This is a genomic window from Streptomyces hygroscopicus subsp. hygroscopicus, assembly GCF_001553455.1.
In the GTDB taxonomy this organism is placed as follows: domain Bacteria; phylum Actinomycetota; class Actinomycetes; order Streptomycetales; family Streptomycetaceae; genus Streptomyces; species Streptomyces hygroscopicus.
On record NZ_BBOX01000440.1, the window covers coordinates 1 to 16549 of the forward strand.

Consider the following 16549-nt stretch of genomic DNA (forward strand, 5'->3'; position numbering starts at 1 on the left):
GCATCGAACGTCGGCATGCTCTTCCCCCGTTCCCCCGTTTCACAGTGTTACCAAGGTGCCCAGTGTAAGGGGGAGATCAGAAGCGTCCATGGGTGCTCCTACTCAGCTTCGGTGGAGCGACGGCGCCTCCGTTCGTTGAGAACCGCCGCCAGTCCCGCGATGCCCGCGACGGAAACGGCCGCGGCGCCTACGGCGTACGTCGCGAGGCGTTCCTTCCGCTCCTGGGGGGTCTCGCCCAAGGTCATGGGGGCTGGGTCGGGCGCGGCGACGTCGTCGACGGCGCCCTTGTCGAGGGTGACGTGGTCGATGGGGGATTCGTCCTCGGTCAGGGCGCGGACCGGGTCGACGACGCCCCAGCCGATGAAGCGGTCGTGGTGGTTGACGGCTCGTTCGGCGGTCTGCTCGATCTGGGCGACCACCTCGTTCTGTTTCCAGTCGGGGTGCTTGGCGCGGATCAGAGCGGCGACGCCGGCGACATAGGGGGCGGAGAAACTGGTGCCGTTGTCGACGCACTGGCCGCCCTTGGGGACGGTGGAGACCATTTCAACGCCGGGAGCGGCGACATCGACGAAGTCACCGGACTGGGAGAAGGCGGCACGCTCGTTGTTGCGGTCCGAGGCGCCGACGGCGAGGACGCCGTCGTAAGCGGCCGGGTATGTCTTCTTGACGTTGCCGTCGAGACCGTCGTTGCCGGCGGAGGCGACCACGACCACATCCGCTTTCAGCGCGTTCTCAACGGCCTGCTGCAATTTGCTGTTGGCCTGGAGCGGTTTGACGGTGTCCTGGGAGATGTTGATGACGCGGGCCTTGGCGGAGACCGCCCAGTTGATGGCCGTGGCCATGGTGTCCGTGGTGCCCGAGCCCTTTTCATCGTTCTGCCGGATGGGGATGATCTTCGCTTCCGGCGCGATACCGACGAATCCCGTGCCCGAGTGCGGGCGGGCGGCGATAATGCCGGCGACCTTGGTGCCGTGGCCGACCGAGTCATCCGTTCCGTCGCCCTTTTTCCCCTTGGACAGACTCTTTTTGCCGGGCTTGCGGACCTCTTTGCCGTATGTGGTGTCCACGGCGTCCTTGAGCTGACGGTTCGTGTTGTCGACCCCTGTGTCGATGACGGCGACCCTGACCGGCCGGCCCTTGGGATCCAGCCCCTTGGTGTCCTCCCACAACTGGTCGAGCATGACGCGCTGCAGGGCCCAGGGGGTGCCCTTGATCTGTTTGGCGGGGTAACTGCATTCACCGCTGCCCGCGAGGGACGGATTCGGCCTGGCGGAGTCCGATGTCGGTCCGGTGGCGGAGTCCGATGTCGGTCCAGTGGCCGAGTCCGGCGTCGGTCCGGCCGCCGCGGTCATCGCGGTGAGGGCTGCCGCCGCCGACAGGGCGAACGGTTTGATGGCGCGCCGCATGTGTTCGGGAATCCTCATGTCCTATGAACCCTGGGGCTGCCGGGCGCTGTTGGCGTCAAGACGTGGGCCGGTGGGCAGGAATTCGGACCAGTCCACGGGCACCGGGGTGGGCTTGACGTCCTGGTATCCGAGGCTGCGCTGGGCCTTGTTGACCTCCTGCTGGGTGCGAGCGGCCTTGTCCTTGCCGGATTCGTCGTCACCGATCTTCGACTTTCCGGAGTCGCTGTCGTTGTTGGACTGGACCGAATAGCGAAGGCCGGTGTCGGTCACCAGGAAGACCGGACCGTTCGTGATCTGACGTCCGCTCACCTGGCGGTAGAGCACTCCCGACCCCGGGGTGACATAGGCGCTGGTGGCGCCGTCCGGGATGGTGGCCGGGAAGTCGCGACCGGCCCAGGCGGTCACTTTGGCGCGGCCGCCCGCGGTCACTCCGTTCAGCACGCTGCAGCTGGTGTCGCGGGCCGCGCTGCCCAGTGCCGGATCGACGGAATTGGCCTGCTCGGGGATGCGGCTGGGCCAGTGGTACGTGCCGTAGAACTCCTCCTCCGGGTCCGGGGTGAACGACGAGGGCCCCACCCGCTTCGCCAGGCTCGCCTCATTGATGGAGTCCTTGCTCCTGAGGAGGAGTTTGGCGACGAAATCCGAGACGCGCTGGACCTTTCCCGGCAGCACCACGTACTTCTGGGTGCCGGCTCCGGTGGGCGCTTCGAGCACCATGCCGACCCGGTTCGCCCCGCCGAGGCTCGGCACCCCCGCGTCGTCGCCGATCCGCCCCGGAACCCGTGGGAAGTCGATCGGTGCCCCGTCCTTGAAGGTCGCCAGCCAGTCCTTGGTCACCTGCTGCGGCTGAGCTCCGTCGTGAAAGATCGAGCGCAGCAGAAGATTGCTGTCCGATTCGGACTTCGCCTTCCAGTCCGGGCCGCCGATCAAGTACTTGGTGCCTCGCGGGTCGACGAGGTAGCGGGCACCGTCCTGGCCCCGCACATAGAGGGCCTGGCCGCCGTGGAGCGCCTGGGATCCACGCAGTTTCTTCAGCTTCGGGTCCCGGTCGGAAAAGAGGAAGACGGCCTTCTGGGTGGTTTTGCCATTGCCGCCCGGCTGTTCGCAGACCGCCCACGTCATACGCTTCTTGGCCTCGTCCGCACTCGGGATGCGATCCGGCGCGTAGGGAATGCCGATCGTGGGGCCACGCGGGATGTGGCCGTCGTCCAGCTCCGATTCCTTCACCTTGATGATGCTGGACTTGTCGGGGTCGAGGAGGAGCTTGGCCGAGGCGAGGTTCAATACGGGGTGGAGCTGAGCCTTGCCGTCGGTTTTCAGGATGACGTACCGAGTGGTGGAGTCACTGCCGACGATCACATGCGATTCCGGGTCGTCCCACCCCTTGGGGGCGACGGGTTTGAACATGCCCCAGGCGCCGAATCCCGCGAGGATCAGGGCCCCGACGACAACTCCGGGAAGGACCGCGCGCAGCGGACGCGGCGCACCCTCTTCCGTACCGCTCGGCGTGGGTTGCAAGAACGCGGCGACTGTCCGCTTCTTCGCATAGATATAGGCGTTGAGTTCATCCCGCCGTGATGCCATGGTTAGCCGCTTCTCCCCGCTTTTCGGCCTCGGTCGTCAGGTAGCCTGCCCTCGGTCCTGGTGTCGTACCGACCCTCTACTATGCCGGTAGTGAACTGGCCCACGCCGCCCGGGGACACCTACCGGCGGGCGAGCGACGACCGGGCCGTTCGGGCGGGGTTTCGGACTTTAAGGGGCTGACGGGGATGGCTTCCGCAACGCGCGCACGTACCGCGAGGAGCGCGTCCGGCCGAGGAGCACCGAGCGGATCCCGTCCCCCCGCGCCCGCTCCCCCGGCAGCGGCCACCACCGCTTCCGCCACCCCGCGCACCATGTCCCGGCCCGGCAGCATCGGTCCGCTGCGGCTCCAGCAGTTCGTGCTGATCGAGGTCGCCGCGGCGATCGTGCTGGCCGCGGGGGTCGTCGACAAGCTGTTGCTGGTGCCCGCCGGAGTCGTGGCGGTCATCCTCGTCCTGCTGGCCGTGGTCACGCGCCACCAGCAGCCGATTCCGGAGTGGCTGGGCACCGCGATCGCGCTGCGCAGGCGTCAGCGGCAGGCGGCGAGGCCGATCGACGCGGGGGCGGACCCCGGCTTCACGCCCGCCCTGGAGTGCGAACCGGCCCTGCGCACCTATACGTTCACCGATCGTGAGCGCCGTATGGTCGGGCTGGTGGGCGACGGCACCTTTCTGACCGCGATCCTGCAGGTGGATGCGGCGGACTCGCCGCTGCGCCCGCACCGTACGCAGCGGCCGCTTCCGCTCTCGCTGCTGCGCGACGCCATGGACGTCGACGGCATCGTGCTGGAGTCCGTGCAGGTGGTGCAGCACACGCTGCCGGCGCCCGCGCCCCACCTGTCGGCGCAGACGGTCCCGGTGCGCAATTACGGGCCGCTTCAGGAGCAGACGGGCGCCCCCGCGGTCCGTCTGACATGGGTGGCGTTGAAGTTCGACCCGGAGCTGTGTCCGGAGGCCGTCGCGGCCCGGGGCGGGGGCCTGGAGGGTGCGCAGCGGTGTGTGCTGCGGGCAGCCGATCAGCTGTCGAGCCGGCTGCAGGGGGCCGGTTTCGGAGCGACGCTCCTGACGGAGGAGGGCGTGACGGCGGCGATCGCGACCGCCGCGAGCGTGAACCCGAGGGCGACGGCGCAGGCCCGGCAGACCAACACGCTCAACCGGCGCACGGTGGAGAGCACTCGGACCTGGCGCTGCGACGACCGGTGGCACACCACCTACTGGGTGAGCCGATGGCCGCAGCTGGGGCCGGGCGCCACGCCCCTTCCCCAGCTGGCGGCCCTGCTGACCTCGCTGCCCGCGCTCGCGACCACGCTCAGCCTCACCCTCCGGCGGAGTGGTACGCGGGGCGGCCGCGCCGCCCCCACGGTGAGCGGGCACGTACGGATCACCGGTCGCAGCGCGGACGACCTGATCGCGATGAGACGGGAACTCCAGCGCACCGCCCGCGGGGTGCGGGTGGGGCTCGCCCGGCTGGACCGCGAGCAGGTACCCGGCGTACTCGCCACTCTGCCCCTGGGAGGGACCCGCTGATGGCCATGCCGACATCCGTCCCGGGCGGCGCTTCGCACGCCCCGGCCCCAGCGCCCGGCCAGCTGCCCGGCCGGCCGGATGAGCCGTCGGCTCCCGCTCCCCGCAGGCCGCGCCGGGGCTTCGGGCTGATCGGACCGCGGCGTCAGCGGCACGAACTCCCGCCGGAGCAGTACGACGCGATGGCGCTGCCGATCGGCGACGACGGGGTGATGATCGGCGTCGGCGCGCGGGACCATCCCGCCGTGCTGGGCCTGCACCGTCCCTCGCCCTTCAACGTCGTGCTGGTCGGCGGGTTGTGGACAGCGCAGGTGATCGGGTTGCGAGCGGTCGCCACGGGCGCCCGGGTCACCGTGGAAACCGGCCGTCAGCAGATGTGGGCGTCACTGGCGCAGGCCGCGAACGGTGGACACCAGAGCATGACGCTGCACGACGTGGGACGGGTGCCGCCGCAGGGCCCGTCGATCGGCAGCCCCGTCCTGGTGATCCGCGACGCCGGTATGCGGCCACCGCGCGGGCGGGTGACCTCCGCGCCGTGGCAGTCCGTGCTGACGCTTCTGCCCTATCTGAGCCCGGTCGCGCCCCGGCTGATGGAGAACGCGGACCTGGTGGGCGTCCAACGGGTGTCCCCCGAGGAGGCCACCCAGGTGGGGCGGATCATGGGGCTGCCGTCGGCCGAGGTGGAATCGCTGTCCACACTCCCGGACGGGGTCACTCTTTGGTGTGATCGCCAGTCACGGCTCTACGTGGCGACGCATCCCACGGATATCGAATCGGGCCTGCTGGGCGGGGCTCGCCGCATGGACTGACGGTGTTCGATTGCCGCCGGGCACACCGTGGATGAGACTGTCAGCCAAGCACCAGGCGGGCTTGTTTCCGCGGTACCCGAAGGGATTCTCCACCGATGGCCGATGCCAAAGAAAAGGAAGAGCTGTACGCCCTCGACATCTCCGGTGTCGAGTGGCTCAGCGCACCTGGCAGCACCTCCGAGGACCGGGTGGAGATCGCCTACCTGCCGAACGGCGCGGTGGCGATGCGGAATTCCGCCGACCCCGGAACCGTGCTGCGCTACACGGAGGCCGAATGGCGTGCCTTCGTCCTGGGCGCGAGGGACGGCGAATTCGATCTGCGCTGAGGAGCGTGGACGCGGGGGTGGGCGCCGGTCGGCATCCGCCCCCGCAGTCATCTCCACCGCGCGGCCGCCGGTCAGGGGCCGAAGGCCAGCAGGAGTTTTTCACCGGTACCACCGCCGCCGGTGACGCGGTCGGTGGCGATGTAGAAGTGTCCGTTGCGGTAGACATGAGTGGCGGAGTAGAAGCCGCTCTCTGTCTTCTGGGTGGCCTGGGGCAGGCGGAGCAGGGTCTTCGGCTTGCCGCCGTCCGGTCCGATGCTGACGACCCGGCCGGCCGCGGTGTACGAGGGCTTTTCGTACGCGATGAGGTTCTTGCCGTCCATGTTCAGCGGAAGCAGGAGCCGCCTGGCCATCTTGGCCGCCCACTTCCTCTTGCCGGTGTCGAGGTCGAAGGCGTGGATCTCGCTCGTCGAACCCAGACCGTGGTCCTGGGTCATCTCGGTCGGCAGGTAGAAGGTGTCGGCGGAGGCGGCGACGCCCTCGCAGTTGGCCATGGTGGTGCCGAACAGGTCCGTTCCGCACTCCGGCTGGTAGGACTGCTTGCCCAGGGCGAGGGACGAGCGCTCCTTGCCGTCGTCCGAGATGGCCAGGATGCCGCCGGACCGCCGGTCCTGGTCGATGAGGGACACGACGGCCGGGCTGCTGGAGAAGATGTTGTTGACCTTGTAGCCCTTGCGGACGGTATAGGTCCACTTGATCGAACCGCTGGGAGTGAGCTGCTGGAGCTTGGCGGTGCCGGTGGAGCACGAGTAGGCGCGCAGCAGGACCGTGCCGCCCGCGTAACCGTCAATGGAGCACGCCGCGCTCGGCCTTTCGGGTGAGAGCTCCTCACCGTCGCTGACCTTGATGACGGCCGAGCCGCCGAACCAGGCCATGCCGACGAGGTCACCGCTCTGTGCCATGCCCATGCTGCTGTAGCCGCCGCCGAAGGAATCGGCCTCGGGGGCCGGGTGGTCCCAGACCTTGGTGCCCTTGTTCAGATCGATCAGGGCGAGTCGGCTGCACGAATCCTTGCCATGGCCCGCGTAGGCGACCACGACCCGGCCGCCGGTCGTGGAGTCGGGGGCGGCGCAGACGGCCTTGGGGAGCGAGAGGGTCCACTTCTTTCCCCCGTCGTCCTCGTACGCGACGATCTTGTTCTCGACCGCCTTGACCACGTAGCCCTTCATCGCCCAGAAGCCGGGTACCTCGATGTTCTTCTTGCTGACCTCGGGGGTGGGCGTCTGGTACAGGACCTTCGCCTCCCCTGGCCGGCGCTGGTCGTTGGGATCGCTTTCGCCGCCGTCGCGGTCGCCGGTCTCGTCGCCGCCCCCGGTCGGCTCGGGCGCCGGGTCCTGTGTCTCCGGTCGGCTCGGGGCGCTCGTCGTCGGTGCGGCGGTGGGCTTCTTACCGTCGTCATCGCCGCCCACCGCGGCGTACACCCCACCGCCCGCGGCGAGCAGCACCGCCACCACCGCGCCGATGACGATGGCCTTCCGCCTCCTGTCCGGGCCGCCGCCGCTGGGCCCGGGCGCGCCATGAGGCGGTGGGGGGTACGGGCCGCCGTACCCGGGTTGCGGGGCGTACGGGGTGTGGGCGTACGGATTCGGCGGCTCCGGGTTCTGAGGGTCCTGGCCAGGGGCACCGGACGCCGGAGGCGGGCTCGACGGCAGCGCCCCGGTGTCCCATATCTGGGGCGGGGTACGTCCCGTGGACGGGGCCGAGGAGGGTCTTGGGGGCACGGCCGGCGGCGCCGGTGGCACCGGAGGGGGTGGCGGCGCCCCGAAGCCACCCTGGCCGGGCTCTTGGGGCTCCTGGGGCGGGCCGAAGGCACCGGAGGGCGGCTGGTTGGGGGGCTGGGGCGGCTGCGACATCTGCGCCTACCTCTCAGGAGTCCACCGACCGGTCGGCCTCCTCCCCCGCCATCCGGTCGGCGGCGCCGGCCGGAAAGGGGCGACGTGGTCGCGGATCCCACTGTGCGACGGCATTCGAGCGGGGATTCTTTGTACCACCGGACGCCTGGACTTCCCCCGCGGTCGCCGGGTACGTACCGCGTCACGGCACGGTGAGGTCTCGGACAGCCTCGAGTGCGCGGACGGGCCTGCCCTTGCGGTGCTCATGGTGATTAGGCTTGGGGCACGCGGTGGAGAACCTGAGCAGGGGCCCCCGGCGTCACAAAAGGGGAAAGCCGAACGGTCGGACGACAGTAGCGATCGGCAACAGATCGGCCTCGCCAAGAATTTCAAGGGTGTTCGACCACACCAGGAGGCATTGTGAGCAGCGATCGGGACGAGATCCGCACGGGCGGAACCACACCCGGCGATGATCGGTCCGACGCGGAGACCGAGCACACGGGCGAGTTCACCATCGACTACACCCCGCCCGCCTGGTACACCCAGAACGCCTCGTCGTCGTCCTCGCCGGCCTCCACGGCCCCGACGTCGACCGGCGGTTCCGGGGGATTCGGGGCGAGCGCCGGGGCCGGGGCGCCGCCCCCGCCGCCCACGGGCGCTCCGGTGGCCGTGCCGGGAGCGCCGGAACCGCAGGGCTTTCCGAGTGCTTGGCCGCCGGCCGCGGGGTCCTCCGCCGATATCGCGTCGGACGCCTCCGAGGTGGAGGAGGTCCACGGGCAGGCGGAGGACGAGGTACGGCCCGAGCCGGAGGCCAAGGAGTCCGACGAGGGCACCCGTACGCCGTCTTTGCCCGGTTTCACGTCCGATTCGGGGACGTCGGCCGCGTCTGATGCCGTGAAGGATGACGCCGCATCGGGCGGTCCCGACGAACCCCAAGGGTCTTCCGCCGGTGCTTCCGACGTCGAGGCGGAGGCTTCGGCGGCTTCCGCTCCGGGACCGGGACCGGATTCCGCTCCTGCTTCTGCTCCTGCTTCCGCTTCCGTCGATGACGACTTCACGCTGGCGCCCGCCGCGCCACGGGACGACGCCTCGAAGTCCGGTTCGGACGAGAGCGACAACGGGGATCTGGTCAGCAACTCCACCGTACGGTTCTCCACCGCCGCGCTGCGGCGCGAGATGGCCGGGAAGCGGAGTGAGGGCGCCGACGACGTTGATTCCGGGGCGGGTTCTGGTTCCGTCTCTTCCGGTTCTGGTTCCCTCTCTGGTTCCGGTTCTGATTCCGGCTCTGATTCCGGGGCGGGCTCCGGCTTCGACGCGGGTGCGGATTCCGGCTCCGCGGACGCGGACGACCGCGCCAGCGGGGATCTGCGCAGTGAGGGCACGCTGCGCTTCTCCACGGCCGCGCTGCGGCGTGAGATGGAGCAGTTGAGGCAGGCCGTCACCGAGCCCCAGGACGCGGTTCCCGAGGACGCGGTCCCCGAGGACGCCGCGCCGCCGAGCACGCCGTCCGCCGAGCAGCCCGCCGCCACCTGGGCACCGCCGCCCGTGCCGCAGTCGGGGCTGCCGCCCCTGCCGCCCGACTTCCAGCCCGCCGCGCCCGAGGATGCCGCACCGGCTCCGGACCCTGCTCCGGCCCCGGGCCCCACTCCGGCTCCCGGCCCCGCTCCGGTTCCGGAGCAGCGGACGGACGGACCTGCCGGGCCCGGCACCGGCGCACCGCTTCCGCCCCAGGACGCCTCCTGGGCGCCTCAGCCGCCCCCGGCGCAGGGTCAGACCGGTCAGCCCGGTCAGCCCGCCGCGGGCCCCGGGCCGCAGGGTGGTTACGGCTATCCGCGCCCCGGTGAGGGCGCTCCCGGAGCGGTCCCCGGTCAGCCCGGTCCCGGCCCGCTGCCGGATCAGGGTCAGGGGGCGCAGCCCCCGGCGGCCAACGCGCCGGGCCCGCAGGGCGGTTACCAGCAGCCCGGCCCGGCCGCTCCCGGCCCGCAGGGTCCCCCGGCTCCGCAGGGGCCCCACTACGGCTATCCGCCCGCCGGGGCCCAGCCCGCGCCCGGCCCGGCCGGACCGGGACAGGGTCCGGCGCCCGTCCCGGGCGGTTACGGCTTTCCGCAGGCGCCTGCCCAGGGCCAGCAGCAGCCCTACCCCGCGCCTCACCCGGGACAGCCCGGCGGGCCCGGCCAGGCGGCGTACCCGGGCCAGCCCGGACCCTACGCGCCGCCCGGCCCCGCCCAGAGCCAGTACCCGGGCCAGCAGGGGCCGGTCCCGCAGGGGCCGCAGGGCGGTTACGGCTTCCCGCGTCCCGGTGACGGCGCTCCCGTTCCGCAGCAGGACGGCTACGGCTATCCGCGCCCCGACGCCCACGCCGCCCCGGCGGCTCCCGCCGACCCCCGGGCCGGCGGCTGGCCGGCCGTCACGCCCGACCAGCGGCGCCAGGGCGGGAGCGGCGGGGCGCCGCTCGGGTACACCGCCGCGGTCGAGCTCTCCTCGGACCGGCTGATCAAGGGCAAGCAGAAGGCGAAGAAGAACACCCCGGGCCCCTCCCGCTTCAAGATCGGCGGTAAGAAGGAGGAGGCAGAGCGGCAGCGCAAGCTGGAGCTGATCCGCACCCCGGTGCTCTCCTGCTACCGGATCGCGGTGATCAGCCTCAAGGGCGGGGTCGGCAAGACCACGACGACCACCGCCCTCGGCTCGACCCTGGCCATCGAGCGCCAGGACAAGGTCATCGCGATCGACGCCAACCCCGACGCGGGCACCCTGGGGCGGCGCGTGCGGCGTGAGACCGGTGCGACCATTCGCGACCTGGTCACGGCGATCCCGTATCTCAACAGCTACATGGACATCCGGCGGTTCACCTCACAGGCGCCGTCGGGGCTGGAGATCCTCGCCAACGACGTGGACCCGGCGGTCTCGACGACGTTCAACGACGACGACTACCGCCGCGTGATCGACGTCCTGGGCAAGCAGTACCCGATCATCCTCACCGACTCGGGCACGGGTCTGCTCTACAGCGCCATGCGCGGCGTCCTCGACCTCGCCGACCAGTTGATCATCATCTCCACGCCCTCCGTGGACGGTGCGAGCAGCGCCAGCACCACCCTCGACTGGCTGTCCGCGCACGGCTACGCGGATCTGGTCTCGCGGAGCATCACGGTGATCTCCGGCGTCCGGGAGACCGGGAAGATGATCAAGGTCGAGGACATCGTGTCGCACTTCGAGACCCGCTGCCGCGGGGTGATCGTCGTGCCGTTCGACGAGCACCTGTCGGCGGGCGCCGAGGTGGACCTCGACATGATGCGGCCCAAGACCCGTGAGGCGTACTTCAACCTCTCGGCGATGGTCGCGGAGGACTTCACCCGGGCCCAGCAGGAGCAGGGCCTGTGGACGGGCGAGGGCGGGTCCCAGCCGCCGCAGGTGGCCCCGCCGATGCCCGGACAGGCCCAGCAGGCCCAGCAGGCCCAGCAGCCCTACCCGGGCGCCTACGCGCCTCAGCAGGGCCAGCAGCCGCAGTACCCCGGCTACCCGCAGCAGGGCGGCCAGCAGGGCTGGCAGCAGCCCTACGGACCGGGAGGACAGGGAGGACAGGGACAGCAGCCGCAGCCCGGCCAGCCGTGGCAGCAGGCCCAGCCGGGGCAGGACGGTCAGCCGGCGCAGCCCTGGCAGCAGCAGCCCCCCGGGCCGCAGCGGTAGCAGGATGAGCGATGCGCCCCGTGGAACCGGTGGTCCGGCCCCACGGGGCGCATCCGCGTCCGCCGCACGCCCCGGGCGCATTCGCGTCCACCGCACGCCCCGAGCACATCCGCGTCCACCACACGACCCAGGCGCATCCGCGTCCGCCGCACGGCGCGGCGCGTCAGCGGGCGCCGTGCCCCTCGACGAGTTCGCGAGCCCGCTTCACATCGGCGGCCATCCGTTCCAGCAGCGCCTCGATCGAGTCGAACTTCTCCTGGCCCCGCAGATAGGCGAGGAAGTCGACCTCGACGTGGAGTCCGTACAGGTCCAGTCCGACCCGGTCGATCGCATACGCCTCGACCGTCCGCTCGGTGCCGTCGAACTGCGGGTTGGTGCCGACCGAGATGGCCGCGGGCATCGCCTCGCCCTGTGCCGTCAGCCAGCCGGCGTAGACGCCGTCGGCCGGGATCGCGGTGTGCGGCGGGGTCTCCAGGTTGGCGGTCGGGAAGCCCAGCTCACGGCCGCGCTGCGCACCGCGCACCACCACGCCCTCGACGCGGTGCGGCCGTCCCAGGACCTCCATCGCGCCCGCGACGTCGCCCTCCGCGACGAGCCGGCGCACCAGCGTGGAGGAGAACGGCTCGCCGCCGCCCGCCTCACCGCGCTCGTACAGGTCGACGACCTCGACCTCGTAGTCGTAGCTGGTGCCGAGTTCGCTCAGGAAGGCGACGTTCCCAGCGGCCTTGTGACCGAAGCGGAAGTTGGGGCCCTCCACCACGACCCGCGCGTGCAACTTGTCGACCAGCACCTTCACCACGAAGTCGGCCGGCGTGAGCCGGGAGAACTCCGCGGTGAACGGCAGGACCAGCACCGCGTCCACGCCCAGCCCGGCCATCAGCTCCGCGCGCCGCTGATGCGTGGCGAGCAGCGGCGGATGGCTGCCGGGCCGCACGACCTCGCTCGGATGCGGGTCGAAGGTGACCACGACCGCCGGTACGCCCAGCTCACGCGCCCGTGCCACGGCACGGCCGATGATCAGCTGGTGTCCTCGGTGCACCCCGTCGTAGGAACCGATGGTGACGACGCTGCGCCCCCAGTCCTCGGGGATGTCCTCCAAGCCACGCCAGCGCTGCACTTTGCCCGCTCCTCGCCCGAACCTTTGTCTGTCGACTTCGCAGGTCTAAGACTGCCATGCCCGGGACGCCCACCTCGCATCGGTGGCCGTCATGAGCGTCCGGACCGGCCGGAAAGCCACCGTAGGCGGCCGGCTCGGGCGCTCGCAACGCACCGTGGGGCCCTCACGGCGTGCCGCACCGGGGTCCTCGGCCGCGGGGCCTGACAGGGGCGCACATGGCCCGATGACGTCAATGACACCAAAGGGATCAATGACGTCAATGCGATCATACGAAGACGGCCAGGCTCTTCGCCTTGCCCTTCGACTCCTCCACGAGGGCCAGAAAACGCCCCTCCGGCCCGAAGACCGCGACCGGCCCCGGACCCGGCGCCTCCTCCCCCGCCGGCATGGCGATCCGCACACCGTTGCCCAGCAGCCGGGCCTGGCGGGCGTCCACGTCCCAGCGCGGGAAGGCCGCGGCCGCGGCCTCGGCGATGGGCATGATCTCCAGCGACTCCTCCAGCCGTTCCAGCGTCCTGGCCGCCCCCAGCCCGTACGGGCCGACCCGGGTCCGGCGCAGGGCCGTGAGATGGCCGCCGACGCCCAGTCCGGCGCCCAGGTCGCGGGCCAGCGCCCGGATGTAGGTGCCGGAGGAGCACACCACCGTGACGTCCAGGTCGAGAACGGGGGTGCCGTCCTCCGCCTTGGCCTCACGGTGCTCGTGGAGGACGAAGGAGGAGACGGTCACCGGCCGTGCCGGGATCGTGAACTCCTCGCCCTCCCGCGCCCGTGCGTAGGAGCGCTTGCCGTCGATCTTGATGGCGCTGACCTTCGACGGGACCTGCTGGATGTCCCCGGTCAGCTCCCCGATCCCGGCCTGGACGGCGCCCGGTCCGATCCCGGCGGCGCCGTCCGAGGAGGTGATCTCGCCCTCCGCGTCATCGGTGACCGTGCTCTGGCCGAGCCGGATGGTGGCCTCGTACTCCTTCTCGGTCAGCGCCAGATGGCCCAGCAGCCGGGTCGCCTTCTCCACACCGACCACGAGCACGCCCGTGGCCATCGGGTCCAGCGTTCCGGCGTGGCCGACCCGCCGGGTGCCGGCGAAGCGGCGCATCCTGGCGACGACGTCATGCGAGGTGAAACCGGCCGGTTTGTCCACGATCACCAAGCCGTCCGGTGCCCCGGACCCTGCCCTGCCCTTGCGCGTCATGCGTCCGGTGCACCCTTGCCGTCCGTGCCGGGCTCCTCGTCGTCCGCCTCCTGGCCGGGCTTGCGGTACGGATCGGCGTCGCCGGCGTAAGCGGCGCCCGAGGATGCCTGACGCACCTCGGCGTCCGCGGCCTTGGCCTTGGCCAGCAGGTCGTCGATGGTGCGGGCGTTCTCCGGCAGCGCGTCCGGGACGAACGTCAGGGTGGGGGTGAAGCGCACCCCGGTCTGCCGTCCGACCTCCGACCGCAGCACGCCCTTGGCGCTCTCCAGGGCCGCGGCGGAGGCCGCCCGCTCCTCGTCGTCGCCGAAGACCGTGTAGAAGACGGTCGCCTCCCGCAGATCACCGGTGATCCGGGTGTCGGTGATGGTCACATAGCCCAGTCGCGGATCCTTGATCCGCCGCTGCAGGGTCTCCGCGACCACGACCCGGATGCGGTCCGCCAGCTTGCGTGCCCGCGCGGTGTCGGTCATGCGTCTTCTTCTCTCTTCTTCGCGTCAGTCATCGATGGCCGGGGACGGTCCGCGACCGCCGCTCCGCCCTCATTCATCATCGCCACCGTGGAACCGCCGTCGCACCGACAGCAGCTCCACCTCCGGCCGCGCCGCCACCAGCCGCTCGCAGCGGTCGAGCACCTCCGTGAGGTGGCCCGCGTCCCCGGAGACCATCGCCAGGGCGATCCGGGCCCTGCGATAGAGGTCCTGGTCCCCGACCTCCGCCACGCTCACCGCGAATTTGCGGTGCAGCTCGGCGACGATCGGGCGGACGACGGAGCGCTTCTCCTTCAACGACCGTACGTCGCCGAGAAGCAGGTCGAAGGACAACGTCCCTACATACATGCGGTCCGGGTCTAGCCACCCGTGGGGCCTTTGAGAATGGGCTTCTCGCACCGTACACGCAAGGGCCGGGGCCGATCGACGGGAATTCCTCCGCCGACCGGCCCCGGGTGGAACAGCCGCTCGTCAGCCGCGCGGCTTCTCGCGCATCTCGTACGTCGCGATGACGTCGTCGACCTTGATGTCGTTGTAGCTGCCGAGGTTGATACCGCCCTCGAAGCCCTCGCGAATCTCGGTGACGTCGTCCTTGAAGCGACGCAGACCCTCGATGGTGAGGTTCTCCGCCACGACCTTGCCGTCGCGGATGAGGCGGGCCTTGGTGTTCCGCCGGACCTCGCCGGAGCGGATGAGCACACCCGCGATGTTGCCCAGCTTGGACGAGCGGAAGATCTCGCGGATCTCCGCCGTACCGAGCTCGACCTCTTCGTACTCCGGCTTGAGCATGCCCTTCAGGGCCGCCTCGATCTCCTCGATCACCTGGTAGATGACCGAGTAGTAGCGGACGTCCACGCCCTCGCGCTCGGCCATCTGCGTGGCGCGCCCGTCGGCGCGCACATTGAAGCCGATGACGATGGCGTCGGAACCGGTCGCCAGGTCGATGTCGGTCTCGGTGACCGCACCGACACCGCGGTGCAGCACCCGCAGGTCCACCTCTTCGCCGACGTCGAGCTGGAGCAGCGAGGACTCGAGGGCCTCCACCGAACCGGACGCGTCGCCCTTGATGATGAGGTTGAGCTGCTGGACCTGACCGGCCTTGAGCACCTTGTCCAGGTCCTCCAGGGAGACCCGGCGGGTGCGCTTGGCGAACGCCGCGTTCCGCTCGCGGGCGGCGCGCTTCTCGGCGATCTGGCGGGCGGTGCGGTCCTCGTCGACGACGAGGAAGTTGTCGCCCGCGCCGGGCACGTTGGTCAGACCGAGCACCAGGACCGGGGTCGAGGGACCCGCCTCCTCGAGCTGGTTTCCGTTGTCGTCGAGCATCGCCCGGACGCGGCCGTAGGCATCGCCCACGACCATCGTCTCGCCGACCCGCAGGGTGCCGCGCTGGACCAGCACGGTGGCCACGGCGCCGCGGCCGCGGTCGAGGTGCGCCTCGATCGCGATGCCCTGCGCGTCCTGCTCCGCGTTGGCGCGCAGGTCGAGGGAGGCGTCGGCCGTGAGGATCACGGCCTCGAGCAGCTCGTCGATGTTCTGCCCGTGGCGGGCGGAGATGTCGACGAACATGGTGTCGCCGCCGTACTCCTCGGCCACCAGGCCGTACTCGGTCAGCTGACCGCGCACCTTGGTCGGGTCCGCGCCCTCGACGTCGATCTTGTTGACCGCGACCACGATCGGCACGTCGGCCGCCTTGGCGTGGTTCAGCGCCTCGATCGTCTGGGGCATCACACCGTCGTTGGCCGCCACCACGAGGATCGCGATGTCGGTCGACTTGGCACCGCGGGCACGCATGGCGGTGAACGCCTCGTGACCCGGGGTGTCGATGAAGGTGATCTTGCGCTCTTCGCCGTTGACCTCGGTCGAGACCTGGTAGGCACCGATGTGCTGGGTGATGCCGCCGGCCTCGCCCGCGACCACGTTGGTCTTGCGGATCGCGTCCAGCAGCCGGGTCTTACCGTGGTCGACGTGACCCATGACGGTCACCACCGGCGGCCGCGCGACGAGCATCTCCTCGCCGCCCTCGTCCTCACCGAACTCGATGTCGAAGGACTCGAGGAGCTCGCGGTCCTCCTCCTCCGGGCTGACGATCTCGACAACGTAGTTCATCTCGTCGGCCAGGAGCTGCAGCGTCTCGTCGGAGACGGACTGCGTCGCGGTGACCATCTCGCCCAGGTTGAACATCACCTGGACCAGGGACGCCGGGTTGGCGTTGATCTTCTCCGCGAAGTCGGTGAGCGAGGCACCCCGCGACAGCCGGACCGTCTGGCCGTTGCCGCGCGGCAGCATCACACCGCCGATGGACGGGGCCTGCATGGCCTCGTACTCCTGGCGCCTCTGCCGCTTCGACTTGCGGCCACGACGCGCCGGACCGCCGGGACGGCCGAACGCGCCCTGGGTGCCACCACGGCCACCGGGACCACCCGGACGGCCGCCGAAGCCGGGACGGCCACCGCCGCCGCCGAAGCCGCCACCGCCACCCGGACGACCGGCGAAACCGCCGCCCGGACGGCCGCCGCCGCCACCGCCACCGGGACGACCGGCGAAACCGCCGCCGGGACGGCCACCGCCGCCACCGGGACGACCGGCACCGCCGGGAC

Annotated in this window: 12 protein-coding genes; 4 read left to right on the forward strand and 8 right to left on the reverse strand. The window is 70.9% G+C overall.

Going from position 1 to position 16549, the window contains the following annotated elements; all coding sequences use genetic code 11:
* Positions 1 to 98: 98 nt before the first annotated feature.
* Positions 99 to 1424, reverse strand: a complete 1326-nt coding sequence (gene mycP / locus AXW62_RS35115) for a type VII secretion-associated serine protease mycosin (protein ID WP_252368849.1) — start codon at positions 1422 to 1424, stop codon at positions 99 to 101.
* A 3-nt stretch (positions 1425 to 1427) separates the two neighbouring features.
* Complete coding sequence (eccB, locus tag AXW62_RS35120; protein WP_060948002.1) at positions 1428 to 2990, reverse strand: type VII secretion protein EccB; 1563 nt, start codon at positions 2988 to 2990, stop codon at positions 1428 to 1430.
* A 185-nt stretch (positions 2991 to 3175) separates the two neighbouring features.
* On the opposite strand from eccB, the gene eccE reads away from it, so the two are divergent.
* The 3 genes from eccE to AXW62_RS35135 all read left to right on the forward strand — a co-directional run bounded on the left by eccE (position 3176) and on the right by AXW62_RS35135 (position 5645).
* A complete protein-coding gene (gene eccE, locus AXW62_RS35125; RefSeq protein ID WP_060948003.1) occupies positions 3176 to 4513 on the forward strand; it encodes a type VII secretion protein EccE in 1338 nt (445 codons plus the stop codon).
* Entirely contained in the window at positions 4513 to 5319 is an 807-nt protein-coding gene (locus AXW62_RS35130; protein WP_060948004.1) for a hypothetical protein, read from the forward strand. Before eccE ends, AXW62_RS35130 begins: the two co-directional genes overlap by 1 nt.
* 95 nt (positions 5320 to 5414) lie before the next feature.
* Positions 5415 to 5645: a DUF397 domain-containing protein gene (locus AXW62_RS35135; protein WP_030841824.1), complete on the forward strand. Its 231-nt coding sequence runs from the start codon at positions 5415 to 5417 to the stop codon at positions 5643 to 5645.
* Between the two features lie 71 nt (positions 5646 to 5716).
* On the opposite strand, the gene AXW62_RS35140 is transcribed toward AXW62_RS35135, so the two are convergent.
* Positions 5717 to 7096, reverse strand: coding sequence for an outer membrane protein assembly factor BamB family protein (locus tag AXW62_RS35140; protein ID WP_252368850.1), 1380 nt, complete (start codon positions 7094 to 7096; stop codon positions 5717 to 5719).
* 798 nt (positions 7097 to 7894) lie between these two features.
* Here AXW62_RS35140 and AXW62_RS35145 point away from each other — a divergent pair.
* The gene (locus AXW62_RS35145) at positions 7895 to 11158 is read left to right on the forward strand and encodes an SCO5717 family growth-regulating ATPase (protein ID WP_063817724.1); all 3264 of its coding nucleotides are present in this window, start codon (positions 7895 to 7897) and stop codon (positions 11156 to 11158) included.
* 163 nt (positions 11159 to 11321) lie between these two features.
* Here AXW62_RS35145 and AXW62_RS35150 read toward each other — a convergent pair whose 3' ends face one another.
* The 5 genes from AXW62_RS35150 to infB all read right to left on the reverse strand — a co-directional run.
* Positions 11322 to 12275: a bifunctional riboflavin kinase/FAD synthetase gene (locus AXW62_RS35150; protein ID WP_030841817.1), complete on the reverse strand. Its 954-nt coding sequence runs from the start codon at positions 12273 to 12275 to the stop codon at positions 11322 to 11324.
* Between the two features lie 265 nt (positions 12276 to 12540).
* On the reverse strand, positions 12541 to 13464 hold the full coding sequence (gene truB / locus AXW62_RS35155; protein WP_060948006.1) for a tRNA pseudouridine(55) synthase TruB: 924 nt from the start codon (positions 13462 to 13464) through the stop codon (positions 12541 to 12543).
* Positions 13461 to 13934, reverse strand: a complete 474-nt coding sequence (gene rbfA, locus AXW62_RS35160) for a 30S ribosome-binding factor RbfA (protein WP_030841811.1) — start codon at positions 13932 to 13934, stop codon at positions 13461 to 13463. Before rbfA ends, truB begins: the two co-directional genes overlap by 4 nt.
* Positions 13935 to 14003: 69 nt before the next feature.
* Positions 14004 to 14300 carry a DUF503 domain-containing protein gene (locus AXW62_RS35165; RefSeq protein ID WP_030841808.1) on the reverse strand — a complete coding sequence of 99 codons (297 nt, stop codon included), beginning with the start codon at positions 14298 to 14300 and terminating at the stop codon, positions 14004 to 14006.
* A 123-nt stretch (positions 14301 to 14423) separates the two neighbouring features.
* On the reverse strand, positions 14424 to 16549 hold a 2126-nt coding region (gene infB, locus AXW62_RS35170; protein WP_079115941.1), incomplete at its 5' end, for a translation initiation factor IF-2.